Annotated in this window: 17 protein-coding genes; 6 read left to right on the top strand and 11 right to left on the bottom strand. The window is 67.8% G+C overall.

The genetic code is table 11. The features are described from left to right. Positions 1 to 19: 19 nt before the first annotated feature. On the bottom strand, positions 20 to 1,228 hold the full coding sequence (locus ACVWWN_RS13860) for a DUF885 domain-containing protein (protein WP_457144415.1): 1,209 nt from the start codon (positions 1,226 to 1,228) through the stop codon (positions 20 to 22). A gap of 30 nt (positions 1,229 to 1,258) precedes the next feature. On the opposite strand from ACVWWN_RS13860, the gene coaA reads away from it, so the two are divergent. After that, entirely contained in the window at positions 1,259 to 2,197 is a 939-nt protein-coding gene (gene coaA / locus ACVWWN_RS13855) for a type I pantothenate kinase (RefSeq protein ID WP_457144414.1), read from the top strand. A gap of 4 nt (positions 2,198 to 2,201) precedes the next feature. Here coaA and ACVWWN_RS13850 read toward each other — a convergent pair whose 3' ends face one another. The 4 genes from ACVWWN_RS13850 to ACVWWN_RS13835 form a co-directional block, all read right to left on the bottom strand. Continuing rightward, the gene (locus ACVWWN_RS13850) at positions 2,202 to 2,612 is read right to left on the bottom strand and encodes a hypothetical protein (RefSeq protein ID WP_457144413.1); all 411 of its coding nucleotides are present in this window, start codon (positions 2,610 to 2,612) and stop codon (positions 2,202 to 2,204) included. Positions 2,613 to 2,731: 119 nt separating this feature from the next. Further along, entirely contained in the window at positions 2,732 to 3,091 is a 360-nt protein-coding gene (locus ACVWWN_RS13845) for a hypothetical protein (protein WP_457149120.1), read from the bottom strand. A gap of 270 nt (positions 3,092 to 3,361) precedes the next feature. Then, complete coding sequence (locus ACVWWN_RS13840) at positions 3,362 to 4,714, bottom strand: hypothetical protein (protein WP_457144412.1); 1,353 nt, start codon at positions 4,712 to 4,714, stop codon at positions 3,362 to 3,364. Between the two features lie 12 nt (positions 4,715 to 4,726). Further along, positions 4,727 to 5,518, bottom strand: a complete 792-nt coding sequence (locus ACVWWN_RS13835) for a (2Z,6E)-farnesyl diphosphate synthase (protein ID WP_457144411.1) — start codon at positions 5,516 to 5,518, stop codon at positions 4,727 to 4,729. Between the two features lie 55 nt (positions 5,519 to 5,573). On the opposite strand from ACVWWN_RS13835, the gene trhA reads away from it, so the two are divergent. Continuing rightward, positions 5,574 to 6,311 (top strand): PAQR family membrane homeostasis protein TrhA, encoded by a 738-nt coding sequence (gene trhA, locus ACVWWN_RS13830; RefSeq protein WP_457144410.1) that lies wholly within the window; start codon positions 5,574 to 5,576, stop codon positions 6,309 to 6,311. Between the two features lie 12 nt (positions 6,312 to 6,323). On the opposite strand, the gene ACVWWN_RS13825 is transcribed toward trhA, so the two are convergent. The 4 genes from ACVWWN_RS13825 to mca are packed head-to-tail and all read right to left on the bottom strand — an operon-like array spanning position 6,324 to position 9,876. Next, the gene (locus tag ACVWWN_RS13825; protein ID WP_457144409.1) at positions 6,324 to 6,695 is read right to left on the bottom strand and encodes a nuclear transport factor 2 family protein; all 372 of its coding nucleotides are present in this window, start codon (positions 6,693 to 6,695) and stop codon (positions 6,324 to 6,326) included. Between the two features lie 10 nt (positions 6,696 to 6,705). After that, positions 6,706 to 8,718, bottom strand: coding sequence for a thioredoxin domain-containing protein (locus ACVWWN_RS13820; RefSeq protein ID WP_457144408.1), 2,013 nt, complete (start codon positions 8,716 to 8,718; stop codon positions 6,706 to 6,708). Further along, positions 8,690 to 8,974, bottom strand: a complete 285-nt coding sequence (locus tag ACVWWN_RS13815; protein ID WP_457149119.1) for a hypothetical protein — start codon at positions 8,972 to 8,974, stop codon at positions 8,690 to 8,692. Before ACVWWN_RS13815 ends, ACVWWN_RS13820 begins: the two co-directional genes overlap by 29 nt. 29 nt (positions 8,975 to 9,003) lie before the next feature. Beyond that, positions 9,004 to 9,876 carry a mycothiol conjugate amidase Mca gene (mca, locus tag ACVWWN_RS13810; RefSeq protein WP_457144407.1) on the bottom strand — a complete coding sequence of 291 codons (873 nt, stop codon included), beginning with the start codon at positions 9,874 to 9,876 and terminating at the stop codon, positions 9,004 to 9,006. A 130-nt stretch (positions 9,877 to 10,006) separates the two neighbouring features. On the opposite strand from mca, the gene ACVWWN_RS13805 reads away from it, so the two are divergent. From ACVWWN_RS13805 to ACVWWN_RS13795, 3 genes are all read left to right on the top strand, one after another. Further along, positions 10,007 to 10,429 (top strand): DUF4307 domain-containing protein, encoded by a 423-nt coding sequence (locus ACVWWN_RS13805; RefSeq protein WP_457144406.1) that lies wholly within the window; start codon positions 10,007 to 10,009, stop codon positions 10,427 to 10,429. A 235-nt stretch (positions 10,430 to 10,664) separates the two neighbouring features. Continuing rightward, positions 10,665 to 11,159, top strand: coding sequence for a transcription elongation factor GreA (gene greA, locus ACVWWN_RS13800; RefSeq protein ID WP_457144405.1), 495 nt, complete (start codon positions 10,665 to 10,667; stop codon positions 11,157 to 11,159). Positions 11,160 to 11,196: 37 nt separating this feature from the next. Continuing rightward, positions 11,197 to 11,859, top strand: a complete 663-nt coding sequence (locus ACVWWN_RS13795; protein ID WP_457144404.1) for a GOLPH3/VPS74 family protein — start codon at positions 11,197 to 11,199, stop codon at positions 11,857 to 11,859. Here ACVWWN_RS13795 and ACVWWN_RS13790 read toward each other — a convergent pair. Next, a complete protein-coding gene (locus ACVWWN_RS13790) occupies positions 11,851 to 13,005 on the bottom strand; it encodes a cystathionine gamma-synthase (RefSeq protein ID WP_457144403.1) in 1,155 nt (384 codons plus the stop codon). The two genes, ACVWWN_RS13795 and ACVWWN_RS13790, sit on opposite strands and share 9 nt — an antisense overlap. 55 nt (positions 13,006 to 13,060) lie before the next feature. Between ACVWWN_RS13790 and ACVWWN_RS13785 the strand changes: the two genes are divergently transcribed. Continuing rightward, positions 13,061 to 14,242, top strand: a complete 1,182-nt coding sequence (locus ACVWWN_RS13785; RefSeq protein WP_457144402.1) for an acyl-CoA dehydrogenase family protein — start codon at positions 13,061 to 13,063, stop codon at positions 14,240 to 14,242. A 6-nt stretch (positions 14,243 to 14,248) separates the two neighbouring features. On the opposite strand, the gene ACVWWN_RS13780 is transcribed toward ACVWWN_RS13785, so the two are convergent. Further along, the gene (locus ACVWWN_RS13780; RefSeq protein ID WP_457144401.1) at positions 14,249 to 14,995 is read right to left on the bottom strand and encodes an RDD family protein; all 747 of its coding nucleotides are present in this window, start codon (positions 14,993 to 14,995) and stop codon (positions 14,249 to 14,251) included. Positions 14,996 to 15,003 lie beyond the last annotated feature (8 nt).

Raw genomic sequence — 15,003 nt, 5'->3', positions numbered from 1 at the left:
CAGCAGCGAACGTCACGCCTCACCCCCGAAGTGCGGACGGAATCAGCGGCTCGTCGAGCAGCGTCCCGAACCGCTCGGTGAGGCTGACACCGTCGGGGCGGGCATCCAGCCAGCCACGCAGCAACCGGTAACCCTCGACGTAGGTGCTCGTGTAGGCCCGCCACAGTGGCGAGGACAGGAATCGCAGCATCTGCCGGGCGCGCTCGTCATTGACCAGCAACCAGCGTTTGAGGAAGTCCACGACGTCATCGACATCGCGATGCTCGTCATGCAACATCAGGGCGGCGTCCTGACGCACATCGGCCAGGGCGGCGGCGGCCTCGGAGACGGCCGCGGCCCGGTCGCCATCGAACCGCAACCCGAGGTCGGCATAGATGGCACCTGCCCAGTCGCCCCAGTCCGGGCCGACCGCGGCGTACAGCGCCAGGTCGGCCAGGCCCTCGGCCATCAGGCATTGCGGGGTGTTGACCAAGAAGATGGTCTGCTCGTTCTGTCCCTTGCCCTCGACCAGTCCGGCCTCTTTGCGGCAGTGCTCGGTGTGGTGGCCGGGATAGGACTCGTGTGCCACCAGCCGAGGCAGGTTGGACATCTGCTGTTTCAGGTCGGCGTTGACGGCGACGGTCGACCGATAATCGCCGAGGTAGTAGTTGAAGCCCGACCACGGCTTGTCGGTGACGACCTCGTAGGTGATCGTCTCGCGCTCGGGCAGCGGAAACTCGGCGCGCACCCGGTCGCGCAGCGCACTGGAGAACGCATGGATGCAGTCCTCGAGGCGGGCGGGCGGTATCTCCTCCCCTGCCCGGTAGGACTGCATCCGGTCGGCGAGCGGGCCGGTGCCGCCGAGCGCCTCGTCGAGGTTGCAATGCGCCTGCCGGTACCGCTCGGGGTCACCCTTGCTGATGTGCACGTCGAAATACGCCTCGACCTCGTCGACGAAGCCGACCTGCACACCGGCGAACTTGCGGCCCGCGCACGCGAGGGCACGCAGGTGGGCGGCCACGTAGTCGGCCCGCGTGTGGTCGAACCCGCCCTCCCGCGGTACCTGCGGGAGCTCGGCCAGCAGGCGCTCGGCCTGACGGGCCAGGTCGGCGGGGTCGGGCTGCGGCTCGGCCTCGACCACGCCACGTAGGGCGGCATCTCCGGTGAAGGAGTCGACGTAGCCCTCCTCGACGCGGTCGAAGCGCAAGCCGAGCAGCAGGTATTCGCGGATCAGGGTGCCGGGCTCCATGCCCCCCACGCTAACTGCAAGACTTAGCCCATGCCGCGGCTGAGCGAGCCGAGCCCCTACGTGGAGTTCGACCGGAGTCAGTGGCGTGCGCTGCGTATGGCGACGCCGATGAAACTGAGCGAAGACGAGGTGCTGCGTCTGCGAGGTCTCGGTGAGACGCTCGATCTGCTCGAGGTCGAAGAGGTCTATCTGCCGCTGGCCCGGTTGATCCACTTGCAGGTGGCCGCCCGCCAGGCGCTGTTCGCGGCGACGGCGGAGTTCCTCGGTGAGCCGCAACAGAATCCGGACCGGCCGGTGCCGTTCGTCATCGGGGTGGCCGGCAGTGTCGCGGTGGGCAAGTCCACCACCGCCCGCGTGCTGCAGGCGCTGTTGGCCCGCTGGGAGCACCACCCGCGGGTGGATCTCGTCACCACGGACGGCTTCCTGTACCCGAACGCGGAGCTGAGCCGTCGAAACCTCATGCACCGCAAGGGCTTTCCCGAGAGCTATGATCGACGGGCGCTGATGCGATTCGTCACGGCCGTCAAATCGGGATCCGATCACGTGTGTGCGCCGGTCTACTCACACCTGCTGTATGACATCGTGCCCGGCGACAAGCAGATCATTCGGCACCCTGACATCCTCATCCTCGAGGGGCTCAACGTGCTGCAGACCGGCCCCGCGCTGATGGTTTCGGACCTGTTCGACTTCTCGGTGTACGTCGACGCCCGCATCGAGGACATCGAACAGTGGTACATCGCAAGGTTTCTCGGGCTGCGCACCACGGCATTCGCCGACCCCGCGTCGCACTTCCACCACTACGCCACGCTGACCGATCAGGCGGCGGTGTTCGCCGCCCGCGACATCTGGCATTCGATCAACCGGCCCAACCTGATCGAGAACATCCTGCCGACCAGGCCGCGGGCCACGCTGGTGCTGCGCAAGGACCCCGACCACTCCATCAACCGGCTGCGGCTTCGTAAGCTCTGAGGCTTCAGTGGCGCTTGATGCGCCGCACGCCCTGATACTGCAGCTCGGCGAACACCAGGGTGTACACGCCGGTGGCCAGGGTCAGGACGACGCCGGTGGCGATGAGTGCCCAGACATCGGCGAGCACGACGACGAGCGAGCCGACGGTGTACACCAGGTTGCCGATGACTACCGCGACTCCGGGTACGCGCACGGATCGAAGCGCGGCCAACCCGAACACGACGACGCCGTAGGCGATGAAGAAGGCACCCATGGCGTACTCCATCGCGGGTGTCGTGCCGGAGATCTCAGCGATCCAGCTAGCCAGTGCGACGTTCATCACACCGAGAACACCGGTGATCAGCGCATCGGCGCGCATGGCGAGGCGCAACAGCGAGTCGGTCGACTCGGAGAGTCGAGAAGCAATGGCGGTCATGCAATTTCCTTTCTTGGGTTACTTCTCGATGCCGGTTCCGGAGCCGACGCCGCAACCTCTTGCACATGCTGATTGCTCTTCACGTGCGCGGGCCGGCTCCGGACCCGGTCGACAAGGAGTCACGCCAGCCGGCGGACCCCGAGGTACTGGGCGTAGGCAAAGGCCACCGTGACGACGGTGAACGCGACGGTCGCGGCGACGCCGAGTTCGGTCAGCGGCACCCAGCCCTCCGCGAGCACGACCGTGACGACGATGGCGAACGCGACGTTTCCGGCCAGCACGCCGATGCCGACGCGCCGGACGTCGGCCACACCGGCGGCCGTGAACAGCAGCACGCCGTAAGCGACCAGGGCGGCGCCGCCGATCCATTCGGCCGTGGCCGACAGGCCGGACAGTCGCGACAGCGGGTCGGCGGCGATGGCGACGAGCAGGCCAAGACCGGCGCACAGGGTGGCGTCGGCGCGAAGGGCGAATCGCAGGAGCGCATCGCCTGACGCGACATCGGGCCGAGGAGCCGCGCCGGCGGCGAAATCGGGCCGAGGAGCCGCGCCGGCGGCGACATCAGGCCGAGGAGCCGCGCCGGCGGCGACATCAGGCCGAGGAGCCGCGCCGGCGGCGACATCAGGCCGAGTGCCCCGGATTGGGCGGGTATTGATGGCGGTCATGTCACCGATGCTGCTCAGCAGCCACTGCCAGATCGACACGCGACGCTGCCAGTTACTGCCAACGGCAGCTCAGCGGCGGTGCCGTCAGTCTTGCGCGGTCACCAGACTGCCGCGCAGATCGGCGGCGATGAGCCGCGCAGCGGCGTTCTGCCAGTTGTGCAGCGACCGCTGCGGCACCTCGGTGACCAACCACTGCCAGGCCTGCCGCGAGACAGGGTCCAGGCCGGCGGGCGTGGCGTTCTGTGCGTACGCCCGCACGCCGACGACGTAAGGGAAATACAGCGAGTTGTAATGCCGCCATTGCTCGGTGGTGCCGAAGTCGCCTGCGTCGCGGGGCTTGAGGCGGGCGATGCGGTCGGCCAGCAGCGCCCTGAGTTCGTTGGCCCGCTCGAGCGGCTGATCGGGCGCAGCGCGCGCGGCCAGCCGCGAGTCGATGATCGGCAACGCGGTGAGCGGACTCGCGACGAGCTTGGACAGATCGCCGTAGTGGCCGAGCGCGCGGCGGGTGAGCCTCGCGAAGGTGTCGTCGTCGATGCCGGCGAGCGGGCTCGGTGAGCGCAGCGGCAGCGCGGCCTCGGTGCGGCGCAGCGCGGCGCGGTCGGCCCGCAGATCGGGTGATCGCGAAAATGCCACTCGGTCAAGCAGACCGGCGAGCGGATCGGCGAGCACGTTGATCCCGATCGCGACGGTCAAACTGGTGAACAGCAGCACGGTCAACGCCGTCTCGTGACCGGTCATGGCCAACCCGACCAGCACCTGGCCGCCGAACAGCAGTGCTACCACCGCGGTCGCCGCGAATGAGCGCAGCATGTCCGCGCGGAGCGCCTGCCCCTCGTCGAACGCATCCCACATCGCCACGGCCACGCCCAGCAGCGCGACGTCGAAACCGGTGGACGCCAACGCCAGCCAGCTGGGGACCAACCCGAGGGGGATGACCAGAATCGCGTTGCCGAGCGCGAAGAACAGCGTCGCGACCACGAGGTAGCCCACCACGGGCCTGGGCTGCCAGGGCCCGAACACCGCCCGCAGCATCGCACCGAGCGACGACAGCGAGATCACCGCGAACATCACCCAGTGGCCCGGCCGCAGCGGCCCCTCGACGCTGCCCGCCATCGCCGCGCCGACGAAGGCGACCGTCGCGACGCCGGTGACGAGTATCACCTCGAGGGCCCTGCCACGCCACGTGTCGGACGGCCGCGACAATTCGAGCAGCACGGCGAACCACACGACGCCCGGCACGGCCACCAGGTAGATCTCGATGCGGCCGAGGATGTCGGAACCGGCGACCGACCGCACGGCGTCCAGCGCCACCACGACGGCGAAACTCGTCAGGCCGGCCGCGGCCAGCACCAGGACCGGTTTACGCGGGTCGCGGGCCAGCAGGTAAAGGCCCAGCCACCAACTGAGCGAGAAGACCAACGCCGAAAGCGCAGCCATGACTCAAGTCTCTCATTTGCCGTACCGGCGATGGCGGGCCGTGTAATCGCGCAGCGCACGCAGGAAGTCCACCCGCCGGAACTCGGGCCAGTAAGCCTCGGTGAACCACATCTCCGAGTACGCGCTCTGCCACAGCAGGAACCCCGACAACCGCTGCTCACCCGAGGTGCGGATGACCAGGTCGGGGTCGGGTTGTCCGGAGGTATAGAGATTCTCCGAGATGGCTTCGGCGGTGACGGCCTCGATCAGCTGATCGCCGCTCGCGCCGTTGGCCAATTCCTTGCCGAGCAGCGCGCGCACCGCGTCGACGATCTCCTGACGACCCCCGTATCCGACGGCGACGTTGACATGGAACGACCCAGCAGCCGCTTCTGTGGAAAGGACGGCCTCGCGGAGCCGCCGCGCGGGCTCCTCGCCGATCAGCTCCAGATCGCCGACCGTGCGGACGCTCCAGCGGTTGGCGGGGGCGCAGATCTCCTCGACGACGTCGGTGATGATCTCGATGAGCGGCGACAGCTCGTCACGGTCGCGCTGCAGGTTCTCGGTGGACAGTAAGTAGACGGTGGCCATTTCGATGCCGGCTTCCTGGCACCAGCGCAGCATTTCGGCGATCTTGCGGGCGCCGGCCCGGTAGCCGAAGCTGACATCCTCGTGACCTACCTCACGCGCCCAGCGCCGGTTCCCGTCGCACAGCACGGCGATGTGGCGGGGCAGTACCGCTTTCGACGAGGACAGGCCCTGCAGCAGCCGCATCTCGTAGAGCCGGTACATCGGTTCCTTGAGCCGCGGAGGAATGATGTCCACGAAGATCCAGACTACTGTGACCGACGTGAACCCCCATGCCATTAGTGGAGGTGACATGGCTCAGATGGACTCCGCTGACGAGGCTCAGCAGCCGCCACCACGCGCATTCGCCGAGGATCTCCCGGAAGCCGTCGTCGAACGCGTCGAGAAGTTCTTCGGCAGGCCCCGGGCCCGGGGCTGGATCCACGTCTACGCCGCCGTGGTCGCGTTCGTCGCGGGCGCCGCACTGGTGTCGGTGTCGTGGGCGCTCGAGGGGACACGTGCGGGTCTGGCCACGCTCCTCTACACCTGCACGATCGTGGCCATGTTCGGAGTGAGCGGCGCCTATCACCGGGTGACCTGGACATCGCAGACGGCACGCAAGTGGATGAAGCGCGCCGACCACTCGATGATCTTCGTGTTCATCGCCGGCAGCTACACGCCGTTTGCCCTGCTGGCCCTCCCGTCGGAAAAGGGCTGGGTGCTGTTCTGGATCGTCTGGTGCGGGGCGATCGTCGGGGTGTTCCTCAAGATGTTCTGGCCGTCGGCGCCACGGTGGGTCGGCGTGCCGCTCTACCTGCTCCTGGGCTGGGTCGCCGCGTGGTTCGTCGGTCCGATCATGGAGGGCGCGGGCGTCGCCGCGCTGGTGCTGCTGATTGTCGGCGGCGCCCTCTACAGCATCGGCGGTGTGCTCTACGCGCTCAAGTGGCCGAACCCGTGGCCCTCGACATTCGGTCACCACGAGTTCTTCCACGCCTGCACCGCGGTGGCAGCGATCTGCCACTACATCGCGATGTGGTTCGCGGTGTTCTAGAGGCGTGTCGTTCTAGAGCCGCGTGACGTTCTCCGGTCCCCAGTAGGCCTTCATCGACGCGATCTTGCCCTCGTCGTCGAACGTCATCACGCTGATGATCTCGATGCGCAGCCGGTTTTCGCCGAGAACGAATATCAGCGACCAGTAGAACGCCACCTCGCTGCCGAGCGCGCGCAACGTGAACACTTCGAATTCGGCATCTGTGAGCGGTTGGCCGGCGTAAAAGCCGCGGATCGCCGCATGCCCGATGTGCACTTCTCCCCCGACCGGATCCTCGACGGTGCCGTCTGAGGCGTAAAGGTCGGCGACGTCGTCGGCGCGACCCTGCGAGGCCAGCTCGAGGTAGCGGTTGACCGTCTCGGCGTTGTCTTCCGGCGTGGACATGCGCCGCACGCTACACGGCAATGCCCAGTGCCACAGCGAGTTCGGTGGTGGTGGTGACCGGTAGGTCGCAGACCTGACCACGGCACACGTAGGCCGCGTCGGCTCCGTTCACGCGGTCGCGATCGATGAGCAACTCGGTCGAATCGACCGGCCCGCCGACGACGACGGCGCCACCAGGCGCGAGCGTGCGCGCGGCGGCCAGCAGCTCCGAGCGCCCGGGATCGCACGCCACCGCCACCTGGATCGGTCCGCGCACCACGGCCTCCGCGACGGCCAGCCAGTGTCCGCCGGAACGTGCCAACCGGGCCAGCACCGGCGTCGCGCTGGCCAGCGTGGCATCGGCCGCGGCCGCATACCGCCCGGCCCGGTCGGCGGAGGCCAAACGCGCAGCCAGCATTAGCGCCTCGGCGATCGACGAGGCGCCAGACGGGGTGGCACCGTCGAGCGGATCCGACGGGCGCACCATCAGCTGCTCGGCGTCGTCGGCGGTGTCGAACCAGCGGCCGTCGCGGTCCGGGTCGGCGAAATGGTCGAGCGCGACATCGAGCAATGCCGTGGCAGTGTCCAGCCAGGAGCGCTCGCCGGTCAACTGATAGAGCGTCAGCAGGCCCGTGGCGAGCATCGCATGGTCTTCGAGGATGGCCGCGCTGTCGCCGACGCGGCCACCGAGGCTGGCCCTGCGCAGCCGGCCGTCGACGATATGGAGATCGATGACGGCGCGGGCGCATTGCGTTGCGGCATCGAGTAATTCGGGGCGGGTCAGCGCGACGCTGGCCTCGGCGAGCGCCGTGATCGCCAGCCCGTTCCATCCACTGACCACCTTGTCGTCGCGTCCCGGCTGCGGCCGGGTCAGGCGTGCGGCCAGCAGCGCGGTACGCACCCGGTCGAACCGGCCGACGTCGTCGGGGTCGGTGTGCAACTGCAGCACCGAACTGCCGTGTTCGAACGTCCCGGACTCCGTGACAGCGAAAAGCTGTGCGGCCCAACGTCCGTCGTCCTCGCCGAGCACCTCTCGCAATTGGGCGGGGGTCCACGCGTATGTCAGGCCTTCCCTGCCGTCGGCGTCGGCGTCGAGCGACGAGGTGAGCATGCCGTCAACGCCCAACTCATCCACCATGAATCTGGCCGTCTCGGTAGCCACCTTGCGCGCCAGCGGCTTCGATGTCCGACGTGCCCAGTGCGCATAGACACGCAGCAGCTGGGCGTTGTCGTAGAGCATCTTCTCGAAGTGCGGCACCACCCACGAGGCGTCCACGCTGTACCGCGCGAACCCGCCGGCGAGCTGGTCGTAGATGCCGCCACGGGCCATCGCCGTGCAGGTGCGCTCGACGGTTTCCAGCGGCAGCACGTCACCGGTGCGCTCATGGTTGCGCAGCAACGCCTCCAGCAGCGCCGACGGCGGGAACTTCGGCGCACCACCGAACCCGCCCCGTTCGATGTCCTCATCCTGCAGAGCCGCCGCGACAGCGTGGTCGCAGAGCGCGGGCTGCACCGGAGGGCCGCCCCCGGGAAGGCCCGAAGCCATCGAGCGCAACTCACCGGCGATTCGGTCGGAGGCCTCTTCCACCTCGCCGCGGCGGTCGCGCCACGTTTCGGAGACCGCGGCGAGCAGGTGCAGGAAGTTCGGTTTCGGGTAGTAGGTGCCGCAGAAGAAGGGTCGGCCGTCAGGGGTGAGGAAACACGTCATCGGCCAGCCGCCCTGACCGGTGAGCGCCACGGTCGCGTTCATGTAGACGGCGTCGATGTCGGGGCGCTCCTCGCGATCCACCTTGATGCAGACGAAGCCGTCGTTCATCACCGCGGCCACCCGGTCGTCCTCAAACGATTCGTGGGCCATCACGTGGCACCAGTGGCAGGCGGCGTAGCCGATGGACAACAGGATCGGCACGTCACGGGTCGCGGCCTCGGCCAGCGCCTCGGGAGTCCACTGCCGCCAGTACACGGGGTTGTCGGCGTGCTGGCGCAGGTACGGACTGGTCGCCGCGCCGAGGGTGTTACCCGCCGGGCTCACGCTTTTTCCCATCGGTCGGCGACTCCGTGGTCAGGTCAGGGTCGACGCCGACGGTGCCTTGGTCGGCGCCGGCGTCGACGTTCTGGTCCGCATCGGGGCCGCCGCGGTCGAACGACTGCGGCAGCTTGCGTAGGTGCCGGTTCATCGACCACACCAGCAGGAAGGTGCCGATCAGCAGCAGGACGACGACGATCAGCCCGAACGGGCTGGCCTTGCCGAAATCCGGGCCGGTATCGCGGGGGGCGTCGTCGGCCAGCAGACCCGTCATCAGATCCAGACCCACCGCCAGCGTGCCGTTCACCGACCGGGCTCGATCCCCGTGAACAGATCGGTCTCGGGCAGGGACACCGGCACCCGCGAGCGCGCGAGTTCGTATTCCTCTGTCGGCCAGAGCCGCTGCTGCCATTCGATCGGCGCCCGGAAGAAGTCGCCGTTGGGGTCGATCTGCGTCGCGTGGGCGCGCAGGGCGTCGTCACGCAGCGCGAAGTACTTGGAACACTCGATTCTGGTGGTCACCCGCTTGTCGAAGATGTCGCGCTCGGCGTCCCAGTGCTTCAGCCATTTCTCGAACGGCCCTTCCAGGCCGTGCTTGGCGAACTCGTCCTGCAGAAGCTGCATGCGCTTGCGCAGGAAGCCATGGTTGTAATACAGCTTTGCCACCTCCCACGGCTCGCCGGCATCCGGGAAGAGCAGGAAATCGCCTGCCGCTTCGTAGGCGGCCACCGACACCTGATGGGTCCGGATGTGGTCCGGGTGCGGGTAGCCGCCGTTCTCGTCGTACGTCGTCAGGACGTGCGGCTTGAACTTCCGGATCACCCGCACCAGAGCCTCCGTCGGTTCCTCCAGCGGCACCACCCCGAGGCAACCCTCGGGCAGCGCCGGCAGGGGGTCCCCCTCGGGCAGACCTGAATCGACGAAGCCCAGCCACGTGTGTTCGACGCCGAGGATCGAGGCGGCCTTCGCCATCTCGTCGCGCCGGATGTCGGCCATCCGTCCGTGCACCTCGGGCAGGTCCATCGCCGGGTTGAGGATGTCGCCACGTTCGCCCCCGGTCAGCGTCACGACGAGGACGCGCACGCCCTCGTCCACGTAGCGCGCCATGGTGGCAGCGCCCTTGCTGGACTCGTCGTCCGGGTGGGCGTGCACGGCCATCAACCGCAGTTCGCTCAACCTGTTCCCTCTTACCTGCTCACCTGTGCCGACCCTGTCGGTCGGCGTTTGACGGACGTTTCAACCATTTGGGGTAGTCCTATAGTTCCAGTTCTGTAGATCTATCCGACCGACGGGCATACAAAACGACATGATCGAGCGTCCCGCCGCCCGCTATGGGCGGCAGCGGCTGACGCGCAGCAACCGTCGCTGGATCGCCGTCGGTCTGACCGTGCTGGTTCTGGGCCTCGGTGTCGCGTTGGCACTGGTCGCCTCGCAGCGGCTGGGCACCGGCGAGGTGAAGGGCGAGCTGGGCGGCTATCAGCTGGTCGACAACGAGACCGTCCAGGTGACGATCACCGTCACCCGGGACAACCCGTCGCAGCCGGTGGTCTGCATCGTGCGGGCCCGCGCCGTCGACGGCAGCGAGACCGGCCGCCGCGAAGTGCTGGTACCCCCGTCGCAGCAATCCACCGTCCAGGTCACCACGATCGTGCGGGCCAGCCCCAAACCGGTCGTCGGCGATGTCTACGGCTGCGGCACCGACGTGCCGTCCTACCTGGTGGCGCCCTAGGCCACGGCGGTGGGCGGTGCAACAAACGGCATACTGCGAATACGTGAAAAATCGCTGTCGCGGCGGTGCTAGAATAGTCCGATACACGGTTCCCGCTGGGGCCGTGTATTGCTGCATTTAGTGCGCGGTTAATCGTTGACCATAGCGGCAATACAACTACGGGCTCCCGGCGGCGTACTCACGACATTTCTTACGCGAAGATGCGCGAGAGCAACGACGACAGGAGCGCGACGACATGACCGACACTCAGGTCACCTGGCTGACCCAGGAGGCGCATGACCGGCTGAAGGCAGAGCTCGATCAGCTGATCGCCAACCGCCCCGTCATCGCCGCGGAGATCAACGACCGACGCGAGGAGGGCGACCTCCGCGAGAACGGTGGCTACCACGCCGCCCGCGAGGAGCAGGGCCAGCAGGAAGCGCGCATTCGCCTGCTGCAGGAGCTGCTGAACAACGCCAAGGTGGGTGAGGCGCCCAAGCAGTCCGGCGTGGCGTTGCCCGGCTCTGTCGTAAAGGTGTATTACAACGACGACAAGAGCGACACCGAGACCTTCCTGATCGCCACCCGCCAGGAGGGCGTCAGCGACGGCAAGCTCGAGGTGTATTCACCCAAGTCGCCGCTGGGTGAGGCGCTGATCGACGCCAAGGTCGGCGAGAGCCGCAGCTACACCGTGCCCAACGGGAACACCGTCAAGGTGACCCTCGTCAGCGCGGAGCCCTACCACTCCTGACGCGACCGGCCGGCGCGGTCGCGATTACAGTCCGCTCATGGCGCAGATCGCCGAAGACCTGTTTCTCCTGCTACTGGACAACGCGTCCGCCCAGCCGGGGCTGGACCGTGCGCGCCGCGACCGCGTACTGGCCGCCGCGGTGTTGCTGGACCTCGCGCACAGCTGCCGGATCCGGCCAGCGGTGGCCGGCGAGCAGGTAGAGCCCGGCCGGCTGATCGTCCTCGCCACACCCGGACCTCTCGATCCCGTCGTCGCGCCGGCGTTCGGGCTGCTGCAGCGCGAACCGCTGCGCCCGGTGACCGCGCTGAAGCGGCTCGGCAAACATACTCAGGACGATCTCACCCACCACCTCGAGCGGACCGGTCAGATTCGCCGAATCCGCCTGCAATCCAAGCGATTCAGCCGTCCGTACGCCTGGCCGCTCACCAACCGTCAGCGCGTCACCCAGGCGAGGTCGGCGTTGCTGGCGGCGCTGTTCGACGGTCGGCCACCCACTCCGTCGACGGCCGCGATCGTCTCCCTGCTGCACGCGGTGGACGGTCTCGGGGCGCTGCTCAGCCTCAACGACAGGGGCTGGCGCTGGGTGCACGCGCGGGCCGGTGAGATCGCCAGCGGCAGTTGGGTGGACGAATACCCGACAGCGCTGGCCGAAGTGAATCTGGCCGTCACCGCCTCGGCGGTGCGGGCGGCGTTAACCTAGCGCCTGCTCCAAATCGGCCAGCAGGTCGGCAAGATCCTCGATGCCGACGGACAGCCGGACCAGATCGTCGGGCACCTCGAGCTGTGATCCCGCGGTCGACGCGTGCGTCATCGCTCCGGGGTGCTCGATCAGCGACTCCACCCCACCGAGCGATTCGGCGAGAATGAACACCTCAGTGCGCGAGCAGAAGTCGCGCGCGGCCTGCGGTCCACCGCGTAACCGGACCGACACCATACCGCCGAATGCGCTCATCTGCTTGGCGGCGACCCGGTGTCCCGGATGCGACGGCAGCCCGGGGTAGAGCACCGTTTCGATGGCCGGATGCCCATCCAGGAATTCGGCGATCACCGCGGCATTCTCGCTGTGCCGCTGCATCCGCAACACCAGTGTCTTGAGGCCTCGCATGGCCAGGTAGGCGTCGAACGGCCCCGGTACCCCGCCGGCGCCGTTCTGCAGGAAACCGAACGCCGCGTCGAGTTCCTCGTCGTTGGTCAGCAGGGCGCCGCCCACCAAGTCGGAATGCCCGCCGATGTACTTGGTGGTGGAGTGCAGCACGATGTCGGCGCCCAGCAGCAGCGGCTGCTGCAACGCCGGAGAGGCAAAAGTGTTGTCTACTAACACCTTGGTCTCCGACGCCCCGGCGACCGCGGCGATACCGCTGATGTCGGCGATGGACAGCAACGGGTTGGTGGGTGTCTCGACCCAGATCAATTTCGTGTTCGGGGTGACCGCCGCGCGGACGGCATCGAGGTCGGACAGCGCGGCCGCGGTGTAGTGGATGCCCCACTGCGTGAACACCTTGTCGATCAGCCGGAACGTGCCGCCGTAGGCGTCATCGGGCATCACGACGTGATCCCCCGGGCGCAGCAGCGCACGCAGTGCACAGTCGGTAGCGGCCATCCCCGAACTGAACGCCCGGCCGAACGCCGCCTCCTCCACCGCGGCCAGCGATGCCTCCAGCGCCAGCCGGGTCGGATTTCCGGTGCGCGCATACTCGAACCCGCCGCGCAGGCCGCCGACGCCGTCCTGCGCAAACGTCGAACTGGCATAGATCGGCGCGTTGACGGCGCCGGTGCCGGGATCGGGGCGAAACCCCGCGTGGATCGCCTTGGTCGCCAGGCCCTGATACCTTCGCTGCTCACTCATCACGGATCAGGGTAACGATGCGGAGGCGGCGCGCCGCGCGGTGTAGACATGGATCATGACTTCAGGCTCCGCGAGTGGCCGGATCGACGATCTGGTCGACGTCGACTCGCTGCTGACACCCGAGGACATCGAGTTGCGCCAGACCGTGCGACGGTTCGGCGAGCAGCGGCTACGCCCCCACGTCGCCGACTGGTTCGAATCAGCCGAGGTGCCGGTCCGCGAACTGGCTTCCGACCTGGGCAAGCTCGGTCTGCTGGGCATGCATCTGAAGGGGTACGGATGTGGCGGCTCGACCGCGACCGCCTTCGGATTGGTGTGCCAGGAACTCGAGGCGGTCGACAGCGGGCTGCGCAGCCTGGTGTCGGTGCAGGGCTCATTGGCGATGTTCGCCATCTACCGATGGGGCAGCGAAGACCAGCGCAACCGGTGGCTACCCGCGATGGCCACCGGCGACGTGATCGGCTGCTTCGGGCTGACCGAGCCGGACTACGGATCCAACCCCGGGGGCATGCGCACCACGGCGCGTCGCGACGGCTCCGACTGGATCCTCAACGGTTCCAAAATGTGGATCACCAACGGCTCGGTCGCCGATATCGCGATCGTGTGGGCCCGCTCCAAGGAAGGCATCATCGGATTCATCGTGCCCGCGGGCACGCCGGGGTTCACGACCCGGGACATGACCCACAAACTCTCCTTGCGGGCGTCGGTCACCTCCGAGCTGCACTTCGACGACGTCCGGCTACCCGCCGATGCCCAGCTGCCCGATGCCAGTGGTCTCGCGGGCCCGTTGAGCTGCCTGTCGGAGGCGCGTTTCGGCATCGTGTTCGGCAGCGTCGGCGCCGCCCGGGACTGCCTGGAGACCACGCTGGACTACGTCGGCACCCGCGAAGTCTTCGACAAACCGCTGGCGGGATATCAACTGACACAGGCGAAGCTTGCAGATATGGCCGTCGAGCTGGCCAAGGCGCAGTTGCTCGCGCTGCATCTGGGCCGGCTCAAGGACGAGGACCGCATCCGGCCGGAACAGGTCAGCCTCGGCAAGCTGAACAATGTGCGCGAGGCGATCAAGATCGCCCGGCAATGTCGGACACTGTTGGGCGCCAATGGGATCACCCTGGAATACCCGGTGATCCGGCACGCCAACAACCTCGAGTCCGTGCTGACCTACGAGGGCACGTCCGAGGTGCATCAGATGGTCATCGGGGAGGCGCTGACCGGAGTCAGCGCCTTCCGATGAACCTCGCTACTGCGGGCGGAACTCCTGCGATGGCGGCGGCTGCGGGTTGAGGCGCGGGGCCTCCAGCGGCACACAGACGGTGGTCATGATCTTGTCGGCGAGCGTCTGACGCTTGGCATCCCACAGCGGGAACAAGTAGCCGATGTAGCAGATGGCCCCATCGATGATGTGCGCCAGCTGTCGCACGATCGACAACCCGAAGCCGATTGGCCGCCAGGTCTTTTCGCTGACGACGCGGAACTTCATCACCGACTTGCCAATGCTCGAACCCGTGGTTCCCTGCCGGTAGCCCCAGTTCCACACCCAGTAGGCGGCCGACACGATGTAGGCCAGGGCGAGCAGGATCACACCGATCGTCGAGAAGTTCGACGTGCAGTAGACCCCGTAGTCGTAACCGCCGTCGCCGCCGACGCACCGGTTGTCGGCGGTGCCGAAGGCGACGCCGTACCCGATGCCCAGCACGATGAAGGCCGGGACATTGTCGATGAGCCACGCCAGCACCCGGGTCAACCACGGGGTGTAAGCCTCAGTCGGCAGCGCCGGACCCGGCCCAGCCGAGGCCGGCGGGTACCCAGGCCCACCCTGCGGCGACGGCCGATAGCCGGACTGTGGCGGGGGGTATCCGCCCGGTGGTGGCGAGTATCCGTCACCGGGGCGCGGAGGGTAGCCGCCCCCCGGAGGCGGCGGCGGGTAACCACCGCCAGGAGGCGGCGGTGGGTAGTTCCCCGGCGGCGGGGGCGAGTGATCGGTCATGCGAACCT

It is taken from the genome of Mycobacterium sp. URHB0021, from assembly GCF_054057895.1.
This window is presented reverse-complemented; position numbering and strand designations above follow the sequence as displayed.

Coding starts and splice junctions, on each gene's coding strand:
- ACVWWN_RS13860 (WP_457144415.1), bottom strand. CDS start 1,228: ATGGAGCCCGGCACCCTGATCCGCGAATACCTGCTGCTCGGCTTGCGC.
- coaA (WP_457144414.1), top strand. CDS start 1,259: ATGCCGCGGCTGAGCGAGCCGAGCCCCTACGTGGAGTTCGACCGGAGT.
- ACVWWN_RS13850 (WP_457144413.1), bottom strand. CDS start 2,612: ATGACCGCCATTGCTTCTCGACTCTCCGAGTCGACCGACTCGCTGTTG.
- ACVWWN_RS13840 (WP_457144412.1), bottom strand. CDS start 4,714: ATGGCTGCGCTTTCGGCGTTGGTCTTCTCGCTCAGTTGGTGGCTGGGC.
- trhA (WP_457144410.1), top strand. CDS start 5,574: ATGGCTCAGATGGACTCCGCTGACGAGGCTCAGCAGCCGCCACCACGC.
- ACVWWN_RS13825 (WP_457144409.1), bottom strand. CDS start 6,695: ATGTCCACGCCGGAAGACAACGCCGAGACGGTCAACCGCTACCTCGAG.
- ACVWWN_RS13820 (WP_457144408.1), bottom strand. CDS start 8,718: ATGGGAAAAAGCGTGAGCCCGGCGGGTAACACCCTCGGCGCGGCGACC.
- ACVWWN_RS13815 (WP_457149119.1), bottom strand. CDS start 8,974: ATGACGGGTCTGCTGGCCGACGACGCCCCCCGCGATACCGGCCCGGAT.
- ACVWWN_RS13805 (WP_457144406.1), top strand. CDS start 10,007: ATGATCGAGCGTCCCGCCGCCCGCTATGGGCGGCAGCGGCTGACGCGC.
- greA (WP_457144405.1), top strand. CDS start 10,665: ATGACCGACACTCAGGTCACCTGGCTGACCCAGGAGGCGCATGACCGG.
- ACVWWN_RS13795 (WP_457144404.1), top strand. CDS start 11,197: ATGGCGCAGATCGCCGAAGACCTGTTTCTCCTGCTACTGGACAACGCG.
- ACVWWN_RS13790 (WP_457144403.1), bottom strand. CDS start 13,005: ATGAGTGAGCAGCGAAGGTATCAGGGCCTGGCGACCAAGGCGATCCAC.
- ACVWWN_RS13785 (WP_457144402.1), top strand. CDS start 13,061: ATGACTTCAGGCTCCGCGAGTGGCCGGATCGACGATCTGGTCGACGTC.
- ACVWWN_RS13780 (WP_457144401.1), bottom strand. CDS start 14,995: ATGACCGATCACTCGCCCCCGCCGCCGGGGAACTACCCACCGCCGCCT.